Source organism: Rhodococcus sp. T2V (genome assembly GCF_029269925.1).
In the GTDB taxonomy this organism is placed as follows: Bacteria; Actinomycetota; Actinomycetes; order Mycobacteriales; family Mycobacteriaceae; genus Rhodococcus_F; species Rhodococcus_F koreensis.
Window position 1 is genome coordinate 57,339 of sequence record NZ_JARJBD010000002.1, and the last position, 18,934, is coordinate 76,272.

Below are 18,934 nucleotides of genomic sequence, written 5' to 3' on the forward strand. Positions count from 1 at the left end.
TCGTCGGTCACACCAGCCAGCTGCGGGGGCGGTAGAACTCGTCGTCATCGTCGAGTGTTCCCTGTCGCGGCGGCAACACCGGCGACACTGCGGCCGCCGGCTCGGCACGGCCGCGGTTCGCTGCGGCTGCCTCGTCTCGGGCTCTGGCTTCGCCGATCCGCTCCCGGAACAGTTCCAGGTCGGCGCGCATCTGTGCCCGTTGTGCCCGCAACTCGGCGGCTCGGTGGCTCACAGCGGACCGGCCTCGGCCAGCTCGGCGCCGCTGTCGAGTCCGGCGACCGGACCGGTCGCGAGTTCGGGTGCAGACCGCGGTTCCTGCGGCGGGGCCGGTGCGTCGGGCGCCGCGGGGACGGGCTCCTCCTGCATCGTCACCGCCTGCGGCGGCGGGACGGTTGCGGCGTCCCCGGCGGGCACGGGTGCCGGTGCGTCCTCCTGGTCCGGCACGTCGTCTCCGGCATCTCCGTCCGGCGGCGGCCCGTCTTCAGCCGTCGTCGCCGGCACGTCTGCCCCAGCGTCGACCCGCGATTCCGGGTCGGGCTCGGCGGGTGCGCAGTCGGCACCGTCGGGGTCTCCGTCGGCGGCAGCGGTTTCGGCGAGGATCTGCGGCAGACCGTCCGGGCCGATCTCGACTCCGAATCTCGCCGTCCCGCCCTGTCCGTCGCTCATCTCGAGATGAATCCCCTGACCGTCCGCGGCGACGGCGAGCGTCCACGACTGTCCGTCGAGGTCCAGTTCGAGACTCTGGCCGTGAGCCGGCTCGCCTTCGGCCGCAGGCGGATCGTCGAGTTCTTCACGGAGGTCGTCCGGGTTCCCGTCCTCGTCGGCCCTGTCGGTGAGGCCCGAGAGGGTGTCCGCGATCAACGGGCGCAGGATGGAACCGAGATCGGCCAGACCGCCCGACAGGCCCTGACGCACGAGATCGCCCAGGCCGGGGACGTTTCCCGTGCCCGGGACGGCGCCCGGTGCCGGCACGAGTGACCCGGGAATCCCCGGAAGCCCGGGCATTGCGGGCGGGACCGGTGCGACCGGTGCAGTCGCCATGGGCGCCGTGGCCGTCGGAGGGGCCAGGGGCGCCGGCTGTGCAGTCCCGATCGGAGAAGCCGCAGCGATCGGGGGCGCGGCGGTCGCCGGACCGGTGGTCGCGTCGCCGCCACCGGATCGAGGCGGGACGTACGCGGGGCCGTCGGTCGCGGGTGCCGCGGCCGGTCCGGCCGGCGCAGCAGGTGCGGGAACAGGTCCCGGTGCCGCAGCTGGGACGGTGCCGGCGTTCTGGACCTGGGGTGCAGTCGGCGCGGGTGCCGGTTCGGGGGTGTCCTCGGGACGGAAACCGGGCTGCACCTCGATCGACCGCGCTTCGGCGACGACGGCGTCGTAGGCGGCGTGCACCGCATCGGCGCAGTCCGCGCAGGCAGCGGTGAACTCCTGCTGCTTCTCCTCGTACACGCGCCGGAAGTTCGCGTCGAGCCAGTCCTTGGCGATTCCGGCGGCCCGCCGCACCACGTCGTCGCGGTCGAGGCGGCGGAGCGCACCAGCGCCCCCGTCCTTGTACAGGCCGTTCACGTGCCGGTAGTCGTCGTCGGCGAGTTCGGGGAACCAGTAGGACGCGTCTTCCATGCAATCCAGCGCGACGGAATTGTCGCCGTCCTTGCCCTCGGCGTAGATCTGCGCGAGGACGTCGATCTGCGCGGCGCTGTATCCCCCGACCGTCGGCTGATGCAGCGACACCACCTTGTACGCCTTGTTCGTCACGGCGGCGCTGAGGGTGAGGTTCGCTTCGAACAGCACCTCGGCGAGGTCGCCGAGCCGATCGACGGTGGCGGCGACCTGAGCGTTCCGGCGGTCGGCGGCGTCGATCGCTGCCGCGGCCGCGATTCCGCTCCACCCGGTTCGCACCGCGGTGACGCATTTCTCGTTGTCGTCGAGTTCCGTGCGGGCCGTGTCGATACTGCGTCCGAGGGTGTCGACGTCGCGGGCGAGCGCGTGCAGGCGCATCCCCCGCTCGGCGTCGAACCGAGCGTAGTAGTCGGTGAGTTCGAGGGATTCGTATCCCAGTTTTTTCGCGGCGGGGAGGAACAACTCGAAGAATTCGAGCCCGCGAGCGCCGAGATCGAGCATGTCCTCGGGATCGTTGAGGGCATCCGGGCGCAGGTGCTCTCCCAGCGCGACGCGGGATGTGTTGGCGGTCTGGGCGTCGCTGCCGTGCTCGAGCAGTGCCGCGTACCGCTGGTCGGCGGACGGCGTCCGGTCACGCTTGCCGAGTCCGTACTCGTCGAAGTACGGCTGCCACGACGACTCGTCCTCCTCGCGGGAGGCGGCCCACGCCTGGAGGAGTTGCTCCTTGAACTCGCGGCTCAGGTTCGGGTCTTCGATCAGCGTTCTGGGATCCGTGGTCACCACTGCACCCCGTCCGCGTCGGCGGCCACGCTCGCGTCCGTTCCGGAGTAGCGCGCCGCGGCGGCCCGGAACGCGTGACCGAACGATTCCGCGTCCGCGGCCCACTGCTCGAGCGTGCCTCCGACGACGCCGAGGGCGTCCCGCACCGCGTCGCCCTTCGCGGTGTAGTCGCGGCCCGCCGGCGCCCCGGCGAATTCCAGCCGGGCGGTCTCCGCGGCCTGCTGTCTCAGGACCTCCGCCGACCGCAGCAGCCTGGTGCCCGCGTCCGTCACCACCGCGACGTCCACCTCGAGTCCCTCGCCCATTGCCCCACCCTCTCTTCGCGACCTACTGCATTAGACGCGACAGCGCACCGATCGGTTCCCCCGGCCGATCGGTGCGCTGTGTCTGCTCACATCACACGGAGGCGACGGTGCCTGCCAGTTCGTCGGCGAGCTTACGAGCCACTTCGAGATCGGAAGCCTCGACCATCACCCGCACGAGTTGCTCGGTGCCGGACGGCCGCAGGAGCACCCGGCCGTTCTCGCCGAGGCTGCGCTCCGCGGCCAGCACCGCGTCGAGCACGACCGGGGACGCGGCGACGGCACGCTTGTCGGCGACCTTCACGTTGATCAGGACCTGCGGGAGCGTCGTCATCGCCGACGCCAGTTCCGCGATCGGCTGCCCGGTTTCCGCCATCCGGCCCATCAGCCGCAGTCCCGTCAGCACTCCGTCGCCGGTGGTGCCGAAGGCGGGGAACACGACATGACCGGACTGTTCGCCGCCCAGGCTGAACCCGCCGGATCGGAGTCCCTCGAGGACGTAGCGATCACCGACCGCCGTGGTGACCAGCGAGATTCCGGCCTCGCGCATGGCGATGTGCAGACCGAGATTGCTCATGACGGTCGCGACGAGGGTGTCGTCCACCAGTTCGCCCGCATCGCGCATGCCGAGGGCGAGCACGGTCATGATGGCGTCGCCGTCGATGAGGGAACCGGCTGCGTCGACGGCGAGGCATCGATCCGCATCCCCGTCGTGCGCGAGCCCCAGGTCGGCGCCGTGCCGGACGACGGCCTTCTGCAGGCCCTCGAGGTGCGTCGATCCGCAGTTCTCGTTGATGTTGAGTCCGTCGGGTTCGGCGTTGATCGCGACGACCGTGGCGCCGGCGGCCCGGTAGGCGGCGGGGGCGACGTCCGAGGCCGCGCCGTGCGCGCAGTCGACCACCACGGTCAGTCCGTCGAGGCTGTTCGGGAGCGCGGTGGTCAGGTGCTGCAGGTACCGGTCCGCGGCGTCCGGCACCGTGCGGACACGTCCGATCCCGGCCCCGGTCGGCGCCCGCCGTGTCGCGGTGCCGGTGGCGACGGACTCGATCCGGTCTTCCACCTCGTCGTCGAGTTTGTGTCCGCCTGCCGCGAAGATCTTGATGCCGTTGTCCGGCATCGGATTGTGCGAGGCGGAGATCATGACACCGAGCGCCGCGTCCAGTTCCGCGGTCAGGAACGCCACCGCGGGCGTCGGCAGCACCCCGACGTTCAGAACGTCGACGCCGGCAGACGTCAGGCCCGCGACGACCGCCGCCTCGAGCATTTCGCCGCTGGCTCGCGGGTCACGGCCGACCACGGCCGTCTTGCGTCCGCCCGAACCCGGCGACGCCAGCACCGTCGCGGCGGCGGAGGCCACCTGCAACGCCAACTCGGCGGTCAGCTCGGTATTCGCGAGACCACGAACCCCATCCGTCCCGAACAATCGACCCATAGACCAGACCCCTCGCACCTAGAAAACCCATTACATCTCGGATAAAGCACGAGAGCAGGCGTCCGGTAACGATGGACGCCTGCTCTCGGGAAGAACAGGTGCCGAAGCCGACCCCGGAGGGCGGCTTCGGCGACACATCAGCGCTTCGAGTACTGAGATGCCTTGCGGGCCTTCTTCAGGCCGTACTTCTTGCGCTCGACGGCGCGGGCGTCACGCGTGAGGAAGCCGGCGCTCTTGAGAGCCGGACGGTCCTCGGGGGTGACCTCGATGAGCGCGCGGGCGATGGCGAGACGCAGGGCGCCGGCCTGTCCGGACGGTCCGCCACCGTGCAGCAGCGCCACGATGTCGAAGGACTCGGCACGCTCGACCGTGACCAGCGGAGCCTTGATCAGCTGCTGGTGCACCTTGTTCGGGAAGTAGTCCTCGATGGTGCGGCCGTTGAGCTTGAAGTCGCCCGAACCGGGGGTCAGACGGACGCGGACAACCGCTTCCTTACGACGACCGACGGTCTGGATGGGGCGATCGATCACGATCGGGGCCTGCGGCGCAGCAGCGGCCTCGATGTCCTCGGCGACCTCGGGCTCCTCGACGGACACGTACTCGTCCGCCGCGACCTCGACAACCTCGGTGATCTCTTCGGGGTTGGACACGTTCTGCTCCTCCGGCGCCGTCACTGGGCCACCTGCTTGATCTCGAATGGCACCGGCTGCTGCGCGGCGTGGGGGTGGTTCGGGCCCGCGTAGACCTTCAGCTTGCTGCTGATGGCGCGACCCAGCTTGTTCTTGGGGAGCATGCCGACGATGGCCTTCTCCACGAGGCGGTCGGGGTTCTTGTCGAGAACCTCACCGACGGAGCGGGACTTCAGACCACCGGGGTGTCCGGAGTGGTGGTAGAGGAACTTGCCCTCGCGCTTGTTGCCGCTGATCGCGACCTTCTCGGCGTTGATGATGACGACGAAGTCGCCGCCGTCAACGTGCGGTGCAAAGGTGGGCTTGTGCTTGCCGCGCAGCAAGTTGGCTGCCTGGACGGCAAGGCGGCCGAGCACCACGTCAGTGGCGTCGATGACGTGCCACGTGCGGGTCACATCTCCGGCCTTCGGGGTGTACGTAGACACAGAACTTCCTCGTCTTGTTCAATCCGCTGCTGGCCATTGCGTATCGTCGAGCGATTCCCGGCGGCCAGTTGAGACCCGAGAACCGCCAGCCACTGCGACACGGAGACGCAGCGGCGCACGGCACGCCAACGGAGAACAATACCGGTCAGGGCGCCCCAGGGTCAAAACTCACTCGGCGAGCGCATCGGCGAGCTGTTCGACCGCCCACGTCAGCTCGTCGCGTTCGATCACCAGCGGCGGGGCGATGCGGATCGTGCCCTCGTGCGCGTCCTTCGCGAGGACCCGGCGCGCCAGGAGTCTTTCACAGATCGTCCGGGCGGCCGGCATACCGTCGGCGAGCTGCACACCGGCCCACAGTCCGCGCCCGCGCACCTCCGACACCTGTTCGGGAGGCAACTGCGACAGCAAGTCGTGCAGGTAGGCGCCCAGTTCACGGCTTCGCTCCTGATATTCGCCGGTCTCGAGCAGGTCCACCACCGCACTGCCCACCGCGCAGGCGAGCGGGTTACCCCCGAACGTGCTGCCGTGCTGTCCGGGGCCGATCACCGCCATCACCGGCCAGTCGGCGACGACGGCGGAGACCGGCATCAGACCGCCGCCGAGCGCCTTGCCCAGCACGTACACGTCGGGGGTCACGTTCTCGTGGTCGCACGCGAACGTGTCGCCGGTCCGCCCGAGCCCGCTCTGGATCTCGTCGGCGATCATCAGGATTCCGCGCCGGGTACAGATGTCCCGGACCGCCGCGAGGTAGCCCGGGGGTGGCACCAGGACTCCGGCCTCACCCTGGATCGGCTCGAGGAGCACGGCCACCGTGTTCTCGGTGATCGCGCCCTCGACCGCCGCCGCGTTCCCGTATTCGACGGACGAGAACCCTGCCGGGTACGGGCCGAACCCGGTGTACGCGTCCGGATCGGACGAGAACCCGACGATCGTGATGGTGCGGCCGTGGAAGTTCCCGGCGCACGTGATCACCTCGGCGCGCCCGGGCGGCACACCCTTGACGTCGTACCCCCACCTGCGGGCCAGTTTCAGCGCGGTCTCGACGGCCTCGGCGCCCGTGTTCATGGGCAGCACCGCGTCCTTCCGGCACAGCCGGCTCAGGTCCTCGCAGAAGGTAGCGAAACGGTCGTGCTGGAACGCGCGGCTGGTCAGGGTGAGCCGGCCGAGTTGATCGCGCGCCACCCGGACGAGCGCGGGGTGCGCGTGGCCGAAGTTGAGTGCCGAGTATCCGGCGAGAACATCCAGGTAGTCGACGCCGTCGATTCCCTTCACCCATGCGCCGGCACCCGATTCGATCACGACGGGCAGCGGCGAGTAGTTGTGGGCGCTGTGCTCCTCGGCCCTCTTCAGCTGCTCACGCGTGGCATCCGACACCGAAACGACACCGTCCGACATTGCTGGTCACCCCTGACTTTCGTCTCGGATCCCGCGGAAGCCGCGGAGCTCCAAAGTGCTGCACTTGATTCCGCCACCGGATTTGAGGAATTCCGAATAGTCGACCGGAACGGGTTCGTACCCGCGGTCCGACAGCTGGTCGGCGAGATGTGATGCCTGCACGGGCAACACCACATTGGCGCCGTCGCTGACCAGGTTGAGTCCGAGCCAGTCGGTGTCCGTCTCGGCGGCGATCACCGCCTCGGGGAACATCCGCCCCAGCACCTCGCGACTGCCGGGCGAGAACGCGGAGGGCAGGTACGCGATGGTGCTGTCGTCGAGCACGCCCAGCGCGGTGTTGAGGTGGTAGTAGCGCGGATTCACCAGGTTCAGGGTGATCACCGGACGACCGAGGTGCGCCGACGCCTCGGCGTGCGACCGCGGGTCGGACCGGAACCCGGTTCCGGCGAGGATCACGTCGCCGACGACGAGGAAGTCGCCCTCCCCCTCGTTGACGTACCGCGGCAGAGTGGGCCTGATCAGCCCGTTGTCCCGAAACCACCGGAACACGTGCTCGGCCTCGGCGCGGCGCTCGGCGGTCCGGTACCTCGCGCCGAGAGCGACGCCGTCGACGACGAGTCCGCTGTCGGTGACGAACACCATGTCCGGGAGCCCCTCGACGGGGTCGATCGTCAGCACCTCGTGGCCGAGCCGCCGGTAGGTGTCCACGAGTGCGGACCACTGCGACATCGCACGGTCCCGGTCCACAGGTTCACCGGGACGCATCCAGTCGTTGATGGCGTAGACGACGTCGAAATACGTGGGCGGGCACATCAGGTAGGTCCGCGGGTGGGCGTGGCGGACGGCGTCGCCCGGCGCGACTGCCGGCTCCTCGTACGGACTCTCGGACTCGATACCAGCGGTGGGCGCCATCTCCACTCCCCCTCGATCGGTGTCGGTGACATCAGTATCCACCCACCAAAAGGCCTGATCAATGCGCTAGCGTTCCATCACATGGATGATTCGTTGCGTCTGGACGGGCTCGATCGGCGGATCGTTGCGCGCCTGGAGCGCAATGCACGGTCCAGCTTCGCCACCATCGGCGCCGAAGTCGGGCTGTCCGCACCGGCCGTGAAGCGCCGGGTCGATCGACTGGTCGAGTCCGGAGTGATCACCGGATTCCATGCGGCGCTCGATCCCCGCGCCCTCGGCCCGGGCGTCGAGGTATTCGTCGAGTTGTACTGCAGCGGTCGCACGTCGGCCGTGGAGATCGCGCGGATCGTGTCCCGCCACACCGAGGTTCAGGAGGCGTACACCGTCACCGGCGATGCCAATGCACTCCTCCGCGTCCGCACAACCGACACCGCACACCTCGAGCGCACGCTGGAGAACCTGCGGTCGGAGCCAGCTGTCCTTCAGACCAAGAGCAGCGTCGTCCTCAGCCGGCTGATACCGCCCGCCGAATGATCACTCGATCCAACGTCCGAGACCACAGTGTCACGTGAGGATCAGAGCAGGCCGCGACGTTCCGGTCTTCCGCGGTCTGCATGTCGACGGCGCCCCTCCTGGACGACCCGGCGAGACCGTTGACGTAGCGTCTACGTAGATCTCATACTATCTGCCACTTGCGTGGCGGATGTTGGAGATGGACGTGTGTCACGGCTACCCGTATCACCGTGCGGTGGTGTGGGTTTGACCGTGTCCCACACCGACGCTCGAGGTGCAGGAACATGCTGTTTCGGAGTCACCCCCAACCGCGGTGTCACGGTGGGCAGGCTGCGGCGGACTCGGCGGTGCCGCGGCCGAGGTGGTGTCGGACTGGTCTTGTCCCGGGACTTACGCACCGGCGCGTGCTCGGTCACCCGGACCGCGGGCATCTGCCCACGCCGGCGGGTCACCTTGCTTCTGCCGAGCAGTGCTCGTTTGGCCAGGTTCACCCCGGCAACGTGGTCCCGGTTTCCGCCGACCCGGCAGCCCGGACACCACGCCGTGTGATACCCACCGGGACGGGCAAGCGGTTCATCGCACCCCGGACACAATGCCGAGGAGTCTCGGGCCGGCACCGAGACCACCGTGATACCGACACCGGCGGCGGTGTGTGCGAGGGCGGCGGCGGCTTGGCGGCGGGCGGACTGCGCGGCCCGATTGTTGTTGACCTTTCCGTGCCCGCGGGTCTCGAGGGTCGTCAGATCCTCCACCGCGATCATCTCCGCGCCCGCCGCGGCGGTGTAGTCGGTGACCTGGCGGCCGAAGTGGAACGCCAGTTCACGGTTGATCTTCCCCCGCTTGGCACCCACCGCCTCGCGGTGGGTGTCGAGGACGGCGATCTTCGCCTCCAATCCCGCGCGGATCTCGGGTAGGGCGGTGGCGGCCAGTCGCGTCAGCCGGGCGGCCTTGCGGTGCAGCATCTGCCCCTCGGCCTGCAGGCGCGCCAGTTTGATCCCGAGCCCGCGGTCGTCGTACGTCCAGCCCCGGTAATCCGACACCAGACCCTCCGGGTGGTCGGCGGCGATGGCGGCGGCACCCAGCGTGGACGGGGACCAATCCACCCCCACCGCCACGGTCGCCGATTTCGGGTCGGCTGCCGGGACGAGTTCGGTCGCCGCGCACCGCCACAACAGGCCTTTTCTGTCGAGGACGAGGGTCGGCAGATGCCAATCGGTGACAGCCCTGCCGTGCAAATGCGCGGGGATGGCCGCCGTCAGGCGCACCCGCCGCCACTGCGCCCGCCCAACCGGGGCCGGGCTGGTGGGCAACTTCACCGTCAACACCAACTCACGCCCTGCCACGGTGATCTCCGCGAGCTGCCGGTCGGCGGCGGAGAGCTGGGCCATCGCGCTCATCTCCGGCGGTTCCTGCAGGTCGGTGATCCGCAACCGGTCGGCCGAGGCCCCGTCGTCGGTGTGGCGGGCGTGGGCGACGAGTTGGCGCCGTACGCCCCGAGCGAAACCCGCAGACACGTGGTCCGCCGACCCGGTCGGCGGCGCCACAATCCCGGTGGCCGGGTCGAACCGCGCCGACAGCGCCGTGATCGCGGTGTCCCGGTAGGCCAGGGTCCGCAGGGTCGCCACTACCTGCGCCGTCACCACCCGCGTGACCCGCGACGGCAAATAGACCCCCTCCGGATAGATCGGATTCCAGCCGAGACGGGCCGCGGCAACATGCCCCTGCGCCGGCAGCCTGCGATCGTGGCGGTCACGCCCGGCGGCGAGCACATCGAACGTCGCCGGCTGCCACAGTCGTGACACCAACTGGCCGCTGGCACCTGCAATCAGGTCGAGCAGCCACCTCACCCGGGTGTCGACGTCGTCGAGGCCGATCGGTTCACCGGTCGCGTCGTCGACCGCCATAAATGCGCGGGTGGTGAACGCGAACTGCCGTGACGCAGTCGATCCCGGCCCGGTCATGCCGGCCAACCAGGAACCAGGCACAGCCGAACGAATCGGGCCTCGTCGGTTTCCCGGGGAGCCCGGCGATCGCCCCAGATGCTCACCGGTCACCCCTTTCCCAACCGTGCGGCGGTTTCGCCCCGAAGCCGGTGATGATTCCGTGTAGACCGCAGCCGAGAGAACCAGCCGGATAGCGATGCCAACCGTGCCATGACGTCATCCATCAACCCCCTCCGCCAGCGATGCGTCACCCTTTTCACGCAGGACCTCGACTGTAACGCCGACCTCGGACATTGAGCCTCTGTGGGAGTCCGCAGGCGGGCAGGGGCAATCGATCTCGCCACATGCCCGCACCACCGCGACCCGCCCAGGGCCGCGTCGTCGATCATCCGGCCGCGCCCCGCCTCTCCTGCAAACCTGGACGCGATCGTTGTAGACCCGATACACCGCACCAGCAGGCGCTCTCCCGCAACATCTTTTCCTGATCAGGCAGCGATGCCTCTTGCGATCGCGCCCGACAATGCAATGCGTCCGCTCTCTCCGGCGTCTGCTCCCGCACACTCTGATGCGGGCCTGTCCAGATAGGCGTCGTGGTCTGCGAGGTCAATGATTCGGTGACCCGAACCGATACGCCGGGAATGTGACCGGCCCTCCGATGCCTCCTTGCGCACCCCAACTACCGAAGCGCCCACGTATTACCGAAAGCGCCCACGTATTAGCTAAATTGACCCTGGCGAGGTCGCCCGTTCCGGGCTGAAAATGGGGCTCTGATCCGAAAATGGCGTGGTGGTCGCCTGTCGACGCCGTAGACCTATGGTTCCCCGAGGCCGTGTATTAGCCGGGCGTTGGGAGTCGCGTCGTGGGCCCTTCACTGTTGCCGCCGTCATTCGTCGAGCACGAGGATCAGATTCTGCTTTCCCCCGCGACCCCACGGGCGACCACCTCGACAGCGTTCTCGTGAGTGCAGTGAGGAGATGACGGAGATGTTGACGGAATCGCACGACGAGGAACAGATCATCGCCCGGGTCGCCGCCCTCGATATCGGCAAGGCCGAGGTGGTGTGCTGTGTCCGGATCCCGGCAGACGCTGGACGGAAGAAACGGCTGCAGGAGGTGTCCACCCATTTGACGATGACCCGGTCGTTGACCGAACTCGCCAACCACCTGGTCGATCTCGGTGTCACACGGGTGGTGATGGAGGCGACGTCGGATTATTGGAAACCGGTGTTCTACCTGCTTGAGGCGCACGTGCTCGACCCATGGCTGGTCAACGCCCGCGACGTCAAACACCTACCCGGACGGCCCAAAACCGATGCCCTCGACGCGGTCTGGTTGTGCAAGGTCGCCGAGCGGCAGATGCTGAGACCCAGCTTTGTGCCGCCCTGGCCGATCCGCCGGCTGCGGGACCTGACCCGCTACCGCACCGACCTGGTCGCCCGCACGGCGGAGAAGAACCGGGTCGAAAAACTCTTCGAGAGCGCCTGCATCAAACTCTCCGTCGTCGCCTCGGACATCTTCGGCGTCTCCGGACGTGCGATGATGGACGCGTTGATCGGCGGCGAGCGGGACCCGAAAGGCGCTCGCCCAGATGGCCCGCGCCCGGATGCGGGCGAAGCTCGGTCGGCTCGAGGAGGCCTTCAACGGGCACTTCGACGACCACCACGGGTTCCTGTTGACCCGGATGCTGGGCCGGATCGATGCCATCGACGCCGACATCGCCGCGGTCGACGAGCAGATCGAGGCGCAGCTGGCCCCTTTCGTGTCGGCGGTGGCACGCCTGGATGAGATACCGGGCGTCGGACCGGTGGCTGTCGCCGCCATTCTCGCCGAGGTGGGGACGGACATGTCGCGGTTCCCGACCGCCGGGCACCTGTGTTCGTGGGCGAAATTCTCGCCCGGCATCGATTCCTCGGCGGGCAAGTCCAAGGGCAACTCCTCGACCGGGCACGGCAACCGCTACCTCGCCCGGGCGCTCGGCGAGGCCGCCGTCACCGCCGGCAGGACCGACACCTTCCTCGGCGCGCGGTACCGGCGGATCGCGAGACGGCGGGGTAAGAAACGGGCCATCGTCGCCGTCGGCCGCTCCGTCCTCATCATCGTCTGGCACCTCCTGCGTGACGTGAATGCCACCTTCCACGACCTCGGCCCCGACCACTACATCCGCTATATCAACCCGGACACGAAGAAACGCAACCACATCCGTCAACTCGAAGCCCTCGGCTACACCGTCACCCTCACCCCGGCCGCCTGACCCGCACAACACCACCACGACCTTCCCGGCTCCGCTGCGCTCCGCCGGGAGAACACGCGTGCCGGCACCGCGGACAAGGTCACCTCGTTTTCGGATCAGATGTAGCGGCAACAGTCGGAACCTCACGCAGGTCACTCGGGACGGCTTGCAGACGACGCCCGAAGCCGCCACCGACGCGCTCACATCTCGCTGGCCGGAATCGACATCGTGGGCCACGGGTGATCGCGCCGCGGGGGCTTCCCCGCCACCGATGCGTACGACCGGCTGAGTAGGTCCGCTTCCCGCGACGGCGACCCGGATGGTCTAGCTCGCCCTGCGATTCGACGCCACCGAGGGTGTCGCTGCCGTGGCGCGGCGTGGCGGCGGCGAGGGCGGCGCGTCGCGCGCGATCACGATCGCGGCGAGCCGCGTGGTACGCGCACTGGCGGATTCCGGCTGCCGCGCACGCATTCTCACGGCCCCGAGATCCAATCCGCCGCGCTGCAGATCAGTTGCGGCGTCGATCCGAAGACCTTCACGGAGACGCGGAAGCACGCACCGCTGCCCGGAGTGTGCAACACCGGCTACGAAGTCGAGCCGCGCTACCTGACGCGAGATCTGCTCGCGAAGCTCTTGGTCCCGTCGAGCCTCAGCACGACCGTGACGATCCGGCTGCGCCCCAGCGGGCACGACGGGCAGGCGAAGGTCGGCGCGGCCTGCCGGGTGACCACCCGCACGATGCCCGAGCCGCTCGCAATTCCTGGGCTCGTCCCGATGCAGGGCCGGCACCGGAACGGACTGCTGTCAATCTCCCGCCTGCGATGTCGGACCTCGACGACGTGACGCCGTTGACTGACGTGTCCGTGGAGCACCTGCGTGCAGTTGCCGCCGGCAGGGTGCGACCAGCGCATCGGCTCGACGACTAAGGCCACGGAATCACGGCGCGCATCGCCGGCCACAATCCGCAGTCCGACAACAGGTTCAACACCGTCGTGTTCGACGGCGTCCACGCGCTGCCGCCCCGCGCCGGAGTCACCGCCATCTACCACTACGACGAACCGAGCCAATGGCCCGGTGCCGAACCGGACCTGTCCATCGTCCAGCCGAATGCTCTCGGCGACCGGATTCTTCTGTCGACGGGAGGGACGAGCATCGAACTGATGCTGGTCACGATCTCTTCCGAGACTGCGTTCATCGGCCGCCCGCGCGCGGTGGAAGAGTACCCGCCCGCCTACCAGTACTAGCCGGGGTACGGCACGGTCTCGCGCTGCAGGCGGACCGCGTCGGCCCACCACACCAGCTGGGCCAGCATTCGGTCCGCGGAGTCGATGGCGGCGCCGTCGGTGGTCTGCCCCTGGTCGTCGAATCTCTTGCGCACCCGGTGGAAGCTCACGCTCTGCCGGACCGACACCATGTGCAGTTCCGCCACCACCTGGCGCAGCTGTTCGGTGGCCCGGAGCCCGCCGGCCAGCCCACCGTACGACACGAAACCGATGGGCTTCGAACGCCATTCGTGTTTGAGACTGTCGAACGCGGTCTTCAGCGCCGCGGGGTAGCCGTGGTTGTATTCGGAGGTGACGGCCACGAATCCGTCGGCTCGCCCCACCCGCTCGCGGAATTCGTCCGTCGCCGGGGAATCGCCGAGATCCTGCGGCAACGGCGTGTCTGCGAGGTCGATGACCCCCACGTCCAGTCCCGGGTAGGCGCGCGCACGTTCGGCGAACCAGCCGGCGACGACGGGAGCGATCCGGCCCACTCTGACGGACCCGATGATGATCTCGAGTCGGACGGGCTCGACTGCGGTCATGAACGCGCTCCTTCTTTCCGGGGCAATCCTGGAGGTCGACGATCAGGTTTCAGTCGCCGCAGCAGCCGCCGGGCGCGGTCCGAACGTCCCGGGTGATCTGGTTGCGTGCCGCCAGGTCCGCGTCTTCGGGGTAGTCGACCCGCACCAGGGACAGTCCGTGCGCGGGGGCCACCAGAATCGAACTCGACCGCGACTTCTCACGGAGGAGACCCTCGATCCAGCCGAGATCGCGTCTGCCCTCCCCCACGGCGAGAACCGCACCGACGAGACTGCGCACCATCGACCAGCAGAACGCGTCGGCGCTGACGAAGGCGGTGAACACGTCGCCGTCGCGTTCCCAATCGAAACGCTGGAGATCGCGGACCGTGGTGGCGCCTTCGCGGCGTTTGCAGAACGCCGCGAAGTCGTGCAGTCCCAGCAGCATCGCGGACGCCGAGCGCATGAGTTCGAGGTCGAGGACCTTTGGATACGACACGGTGTCCCTCGCTCGGAGCGGGTCGGCACCGTAGACCGCCGATGTCAGGCGGTACTCGTAGTGCCTCCGCATCGCGGAGAACCGTGCATCGAAGTGTTCGGGTGCGAAGGAGATCCGCGTGATCCGCACGTCCTTCGGCAGAAACCGCGCGAGCCTGCGGACCAGCCGGGACGGGTCTTCCGGCAGGGCGTCGACCGGAACGTCGACGTGCGCGACCTGCCCGGTGGCGTGGACGCCGGCGTCGGTCCGCCCCGCCACCGTCAGCTGCAACGGCGTGCGCAGGACGGCGCCGAGCTTCTCTTCGATCTCCCCGCAGACCGTGCGCAGCGCGTTCTGGCGGGCCCACCCGGAGAATTCGGTTCCGTCGTACGCGATGTCCAGGCGCAAGCGACGGGTCGCATACGAAACGGGCCCGCCGTCCCCCGGGGGGACGACGGGCGCGTTCGATTCAGCGTGTGCCGAAACCAAGTGGACTAGTCCTTCTTGGCCTCTTCGGCCGCCGAGGCATCCTTCGCCTCTTCGGCTTCAGCCGCGTCGGCCGCGGTGGCGGTCTCGTCCTCGATGGCCTCGACGACGGCGTCAGCGTTCTCGACCTCGGCGTCGGTTGCCTCGGCCTCGACGGCCTCGACGACGTTCTCCTCGGCGGGAGCAGCAGCCGGCGCATCCTTCGATGCCTTGACGCGACGAGCGCGGTCGGCCTCGGAGGTGACGGTCTTCTCCTTGACGAGCTCGATGATCGCCATCGGCGCGTTGTCGCCCTTGCGGGGGACCGTCTTGATGATGCGGGTGTAGCCGCCGTCACGATCGGCGTAGAACGGGCCGATCTCCGCGAACAGGGTGTGCACGACATCCTTGTTGCGGATGACCTTCAGAACCTCGCGACGGTGAGCCAGGGTTCCGGCCTTGGCGTGCGTGACGAGCTTCTCGGCGTACGGGCGCAGGGCCTTGGCCTTGGACTCCGTGGTGGTGATGCGGCCGTGCTCGAAGAGCGCGGTAGCCAGATTGGCGAAGATCGCCTTCTGGTGCGAAGCCGACCCGCCGAAGCGGGCACCCTTCTTGGGCTTGGGCATGATGATCTCCTAGTAAAGGACCGTGAGCTACAGCTGTTCGGTCTCGGCGTAGTCCTCGGTGCCCTCGGCATCACCGAAGGAACCGGCGTCCGTGTCGCTCCACGTTCCGGTGGCGGCGTCGTAGCCGGCAACGGTGGTGGGATCGAAGGACGCGGGGCTGTCCTTGAGGGCCAGGCCGAGCGAATGCAGCTTGACCTTCACCTCGTCGATGGACTTCTGTCCGAAGTTGCGGATGTCGAGCAGATCGGACTCGGTACGGCCGACAAGCTCACCGACGGTGTGAACACCCTCGCGCTTGAGGCAGTTGTAGGAACGGACCGTCAGGTCCAGGTCCTCGATGGGCAGTCCGAACGAAGCGATGTGATCGGCCTCGGCGGGCGAGGGTCCGATCTCGATGCCTTCTGCTTCGACGTTCAGCTCACGGGCCAGGCCGAAGAGCTCAACCAGGGTCTTGCCCGCAGAAGCGAGCGCGTCCCGAGCGGTGATGGAGTTCTTGGTTTCCACATCGAGCACGAGCCGATCGAAGTCGGTGCGCTGCTCGACACGGGTGGCCTCCACCTTGTAGGTGACCTTGAGCACCGGCGAGTAGATCGAGTCGACCGGGATACGGCCGATCTCGGCGCCGGACGCCTTGTTCTGGACGGCGGGGACGTAGCCGCGACCGCGCTCGACGACGAGCTCGATCTCCAGCTTTCCCTTGTCGTTCAGGGTGGCGATGTGCAGATCCGGGTTGTTCACGGTGACGCCGGCCGGGGGCACGATGTCGCCTGCGGTCACAGCGCCGGGGCCCTGCTTGCGGACGTACATGGTGACCGGCTCGTCCTCTTCGGAGCTCACGACGAGACCCTTGAGGTTCAGGATGATGTCGGTGACATCTTCCTTCACACCGGGAACTGTGGTGAACTCGTGCAGAACGCCGTCGATGCGGATGCTGGTGACAGCAGCGCCGGGAATCGACGAGAGCAGCGTACGGCGGAGCGAATTGCCGAGGGTGTACCCGAAGCCTGGCTCGAGGGGCTCGATGACGAACTTCGAGCGGTTGTCAGCGATGACCTCTTCGGTCAGCGTGGGTCGCTGAGAAATGAGCATTGGATTTCCTCCTGTACGGGCGTCCGCTATTTGACGCCCACGATGGGAAAGGCACTTCGTGCCCGTGCGCCTTTCCGGTAGTCGGAACTACCGGAAAGGCGCACGAGCCGTCAGGCCTACTTCGAGTAGTACTCGACGATGAGCTGTTCCTGCAGAGGAACGTCGATCTGCGCACGCTCGGGAAGCTGGTGAACCAGAACCCGGAGACGTCCACCGACAACCTGCAGCCAACCCGGGATCGGGCGATCGCCCTGGGTCTCGCGCGCAACCTGGAAGGGAAGCGTGGACAGCGACTTCTCCTTGACATCGATGATGTCGTACTGGGAGACGCGGTAGCTGGGGATGTCGACCTTCTTGTTGTTCACGAGAAGGTGACCGTGCGTGACCAGCTGACGGGCCTGGCGGCGGGTGCGAGCCAGTCCGGCGCGGTACACGACGTTGTCGAGACGCGACTCCAGGATGCGGAGCAGGTTCTCACCGGTCTTACCGGGGCGGTTGTTCGCCTCCTTGTAGTACAGGCGGAACTGCTTCTCCATGACGCCGTAGGTGAAGCGAGCCTTCTGCTTCTCCTGCAGCTGGAGCAGGTACTCGCTCTCCTTGATCCGCGCGCGGCCGTGCTGGCCCGGCGGGTAGGGACGACGCTCGAACGCCTGGTCGCCTCCAACGAGGTCGACGCGCAGACGACGCGACTTGCGGGTGATGGGTCCGGTATAACGTGCCATTTTTTTCTACCTATCCTTCCCGCTAGACCCGACGCCGCTTGGGCGGACGGCAGCCGTTGTGCGGCTGGGGGGTGACATCGGAGATGGTGCCGACCTCGAGGCCTGCGGCCTGAAGCGAGCGGATCGCGGTCTCACGGCCGGAGCCGGGGCCCTTGACGAAGACGTCGACCTTCTTGACACCGTGCTCCTGCGCCTTGCGGGCTGCGTTCTCTGCGGCCAGCTGAGCGGCGAACGGGGTCGACTTACGCGAACCCTTGAAGCCGACGTGTCCCGAGGACGCCCAGGAAATCACGTTTCCGGCGGGGTCCGTGATGGACACGATGGTGTTGTTGAACGTGCTCTTGATGTGAGCGGCGCCGTGCGGGACGTTCTTCTTGTCCCTGCGACGCGCCTTCTGGGTCTTCTTCGGACCGGTGCTACGTGACTTGGGGGGCATTACTTCGCCTTCTTCTTGCCTGCAATGGTGCGCTTCGGACCCTTACGGGTACGGGCGTTGGTCTTGGTGCGCTGACCACGCACGGGCAGACCACGACGGTGGCGCAGGCCCTGGTAGCAGCCGATCTCGATCTTGCGTCGGATGTCGGCCTGGACCTCGCGGCGAAGGTCACCCTCGACCTTCAGCGACTCCTCGATGTACTCGCGGAGCTTGGCCAGATCCTCGTCCGAGAGATCCTTGCTCCGCAGATCCGGGCTGACGCCGGTGGCGTCCAGGATCTCCTTGGAGCGGGTACGGCCGATGCCGTAGATGTAAGTAAGTGCGATCTCCATCCGCTTTTCACGGGGAAGATCGACACCTGCGAGACGTGCCATGTCGGCATTTCCTATCGGTGTGCGGAGGTCTGCTCCCAGTCCATCCCCTGTGCCTCTTCAAACGTCGGCGGTCTCGCGACCGGCGAAGCTTCAACTAACTCAGTGGGGCCCCGGCCTCCGTGCCGGGGGTGAACCAGTACCTGCTCGAGAGCCGTGAGTACTGGCTGGTGCTGGGAGGTCATCTTTGCTTGTTGCCAAGCAGATCCTCGAAAAGCGGAGATCTAGCCCTGACGCTGCTTGTGGCGCAGGTTCTCGCAGATCACCATGACCCGGCCGTTACGACGGATCACCTTGCACTTTTCGCAGATCTTCTTGACGCTCGGCTGAACCTTCACGTCTTCTGATCTCCTGTTTTGTGGCAGCCCACTACGCAGATCCGCAGCGGACGTACTTCTCCCCGACCTGGTCGGGCGGGGAAGCTTTTACTTGTACCGGTAAACGATGCGTCCGCGCGACAAGTCGTAGGGCGACAGCTCCACGACAACGCGATCTTCCGGGAGGATGCGAATGTAGTGCTGACGCATCTTTCCGCTGATGTGGGCGAGAACCTTGTGGCCGTTCTCGAGCTCAATGCGGAACATCGCATTGGGCAGCGGCTCGACTACTCGTCCCTCGACCTCGATGGCCCCGTCTTTCTTAGCCATATCCTCCGCGATCCATGTGGTTTGGCGTGCTTATTGCATCTGTTTCCGTTACCGTGGCGCCCAATGGGATCTTCACCGGCCGA

The 18,934-nt window shown here is 67.6% G+C and carries 23 protein-coding genes and 1 pseudogene; 6 read left to right on the top strand and 18 right to left on the bottom strand.

Annotation, left to right across the window (positions count from 1 at the left end):
- Positions 1 to 7: 7 nt before the first annotated feature.
- The 8 genes from P3H15_RS02475 to ddaH all read right to left on the bottom strand — a co-directional run bounded on the left by P3H15_RS02475 (position 8) and on the right by ddaH (position 7,549).
- The gene (locus P3H15_RS02475) at positions 8 to 232 is read right to left on the bottom strand and encodes a hypothetical protein (RefSeq protein WP_276135807.1); all 225 of its coding nucleotides are present in this window, start codon (positions 230 to 232) and stop codon (positions 8 to 10) included.
- Positions 229 to 2,394, bottom strand: coding sequence for a hypothetical protein (locus tag P3H15_RS02480; RefSeq protein ID WP_276135808.1), 2,166 nt, complete (start codon positions 2,392 to 2,394; stop codon positions 229 to 231). The genes P3H15_RS02475 and P3H15_RS02480 overlap by 4 nt, the downstream gene beginning before the upstream one ends.
- On the bottom strand, positions 2,391 to 2,699 hold the full coding sequence (locus P3H15_RS02485; protein WP_276135809.1) for a hypothetical protein: 309 nt from the start codon (positions 2,697 to 2,699) through the stop codon (positions 2,391 to 2,393). Before P3H15_RS02485 ends, P3H15_RS02480 begins: the two co-directional genes overlap by 4 nt.
- Before the next feature lie 91 nt (positions 2,700 to 2,790).
- Positions 2,791 to 4,128, bottom strand: a complete 1,338-nt coding sequence (glmM, locus tag P3H15_RS02490; protein WP_072945738.1) for a phosphoglucosamine mutase — start codon at positions 4,126 to 4,128, stop codon at positions 2,791 to 2,793.
- Positions 4,129 to 4,265: 137 nt separating this feature from the next.
- Entirely contained in the window at positions 4,266 to 4,802 is a 537-nt protein-coding gene (rpsI, locus tag P3H15_RS02495) for a 30S ribosomal protein S9 (protein ID WP_043825651.1), read from the bottom strand.
- Positions 4,799 to 5,242: a 50S ribosomal protein L13 gene (gene rplM / locus P3H15_RS02500; protein ID WP_005239728.1), complete on the bottom strand. Its 444-nt coding sequence runs from the start codon at positions 5,240 to 5,242 to the stop codon at positions 4,799 to 4,801. Before rplM ends, rpsI begins: the two co-directional genes overlap by 4 nt.
- Before the next feature lie 168 nt (positions 5,243 to 5,410).
- Positions 5,411 to 6,637, bottom strand: a complete 1,227-nt coding sequence (rocD, locus tag P3H15_RS02505; RefSeq protein WP_276135810.1) for an ornithine--oxo-acid transaminase — start codon at positions 6,635 to 6,637, stop codon at positions 5,411 to 5,413.
- A gap of 6 nt (positions 6,638 to 6,643) precedes the next feature.
- Positions 6,644 to 7,549 carry a dimethylargininase gene (gene ddaH, locus P3H15_RS02510; protein ID WP_276135811.1) on the bottom strand — a complete coding sequence of 302 codons (906 nt, stop codon included), beginning with the start codon at positions 7,547 to 7,549 and terminating at the stop codon, positions 6,644 to 6,646.
- 81 nt (positions 7,550 to 7,630) lie between these two features.
- Between ddaH and P3H15_RS02515 the strand changes: the two genes are divergently transcribed.
- Entirely contained in the window at positions 7,631 to 8,083 is a 453-nt protein-coding gene (locus tag P3H15_RS02515) for an Lrp/AsnC family transcriptional regulator (RefSeq protein WP_276135812.1), read from the top strand.
- Between the two features lie 131 nt (positions 8,084 to 8,214).
- Here P3H15_RS02515 and P3H15_RS02520 read toward each other — a convergent pair whose 3' ends face one another.
- A complete protein-coding gene (locus P3H15_RS02520) occupies positions 8,215 to 10,023 on the bottom strand; it encodes a zinc ribbon domain-containing protein (protein ID WP_276135813.1) in 1,809 nt (602 codons plus the stop codon).
- Between the two features lie 965 nt (positions 10,024 to 10,988).
- On the opposite strand from P3H15_RS02520, the pseudogene P3H15_RS02525 reads away from it, so the two are divergent.
- The 5 genes and pseudogenes from P3H15_RS02525 to P3H15_RS02540 all read left to right on the top strand — a co-directional run.
- Positions 10,989 to 11,426 (top strand): annotated as a pseudogene (locus P3H15_RS02525) (transposase); the annotation flags it as partial.
- Positions 11,427 to 11,592: 166 nt separating this feature from the next.
- Positions 11,593 to 12,255 (top strand): transposase, encoded by a 663-nt coding sequence (locus P3H15_RS02530; protein WP_276135814.1) that lies wholly within the window; start codon positions 11,593 to 11,595, stop codon positions 12,253 to 12,255.
- Positions 12,256 to 12,601: 346 nt separating this feature from the next.
- Positions 12,602 to 12,844 carry a type VII secretion protein EccE gene (locus P3H15_RS55465; RefSeq protein ID WP_346348741.1) on the top strand — a complete coding sequence of 81 codons (243 nt, stop codon included), beginning with the start codon at positions 12,602 to 12,604 and terminating at the stop codon, positions 12,842 to 12,844.
- Positions 12,805 to 13,077: a hypothetical protein gene (locus P3H15_RS02535; RefSeq protein ID WP_276135815.1), complete on the top strand. Its 273-nt coding sequence runs from the start codon at positions 12,805 to 12,807 to the stop codon at positions 13,075 to 13,077. The genes P3H15_RS55465 and P3H15_RS02535 overlap by 40 nt, the downstream gene beginning before the upstream one ends.
- A 149-nt stretch (positions 13,078 to 13,226) precedes the next feature.
- The gene (locus P3H15_RS02540) at positions 13,227 to 13,478 is read left to right on the top strand and encodes a hypothetical protein (protein ID WP_276135816.1); all 252 of its coding nucleotides are present in this window, start codon (positions 13,227 to 13,229) and stop codon (positions 13,476 to 13,478) included.
- Here P3H15_RS02540 and P3H15_RS02545 read toward each other — a convergent pair.
- The 9 genes from P3H15_RS02545 to infA form a co-directional block, all read right to left on the bottom strand.
- Positions 13,475 to 14,041, bottom strand: coding sequence for an NADPH-dependent FMN reductase (locus tag P3H15_RS02545; RefSeq protein ID WP_276135817.1), 567 nt, complete (start codon positions 14,039 to 14,041; stop codon positions 13,475 to 13,477). The two genes, P3H15_RS02540 and P3H15_RS02545, sit on opposite strands and share 4 nt — an antisense overlap.
- A gap of 49 nt (positions 14,042 to 14,090) precedes the next feature.
- Positions 14,091 to 14,903, bottom strand: coding sequence for a tRNA pseudouridine(38-40) synthase TruA (gene truA, locus P3H15_RS02550; RefSeq protein ID WP_276135818.1), 813 nt, complete (start codon positions 14,901 to 14,903; stop codon positions 14,091 to 14,093).
- Between the two features lie 86 nt (positions 14,904 to 14,989).
- The gene (gene rplQ, locus P3H15_RS02555) at positions 14,990 to 15,586 is read right to left on the bottom strand and encodes a 50S ribosomal protein L17 (RefSeq protein ID WP_276135819.1); all 597 of its coding nucleotides are present in this window, start codon (positions 15,584 to 15,586) and stop codon (positions 14,990 to 14,992) included.
- A 27-nt stretch (positions 15,587 to 15,613) separates the two neighbouring features.
- Complete coding sequence (locus tag P3H15_RS02560) at positions 15,614 to 16,675, bottom strand: DNA-directed RNA polymerase subunit alpha (RefSeq protein ID WP_005239684.1); 1,062 nt, start codon at positions 16,673 to 16,675, stop codon at positions 15,614 to 15,616.
- Positions 16,676 to 16,791: 116 nt separating this feature from the next.
- The gene (gene rpsD / locus P3H15_RS02565; protein WP_005253863.1) at positions 16,792 to 17,397 is read right to left on the bottom strand and encodes a 30S ribosomal protein S4; all 606 of its coding nucleotides are present in this window, start codon (positions 17,395 to 17,397) and stop codon (positions 16,792 to 16,794) included.
- 22 nt (positions 17,398 to 17,419) lie between these two features.
- Positions 17,420 to 17,833, bottom strand: coding sequence for a 30S ribosomal protein S11 (rpsK, locus tag P3H15_RS02570; protein ID WP_005239680.1), 414 nt, complete (start codon positions 17,831 to 17,833; stop codon positions 17,420 to 17,422).
- On the bottom strand, positions 17,833 to 18,207 hold the full coding sequence (gene rpsM / locus P3H15_RS02575) for a 30S ribosomal protein S13 (RefSeq protein WP_005239677.1): 375 nt from the start codon (positions 18,205 to 18,207) through the stop codon (positions 17,833 to 17,835). The genes rpsK and rpsM overlap by 1 nt, the downstream gene beginning before the upstream one ends.
- A 221-nt stretch (positions 18,208 to 18,428) precedes the next feature.
- Positions 18,429 to 18,542, bottom strand: coding sequence for a 50S ribosomal protein L36 (gene rpmJ / locus P3H15_RS02580; protein ID WP_003938068.1), 114 nt, complete (start codon positions 18,540 to 18,542; stop codon positions 18,429 to 18,431).
- A gap of 87 nt (positions 18,543 to 18,629) precedes the next feature.
- Complete coding sequence (infA, locus tag P3H15_RS02585) at positions 18,630 to 18,851, bottom strand: translation initiation factor IF-1 (protein WP_003418601.1); 222 nt, start codon at positions 18,849 to 18,851, stop codon at positions 18,630 to 18,632.
- Positions 18,852 to 18,934 lie beyond the last annotated feature (83 nt).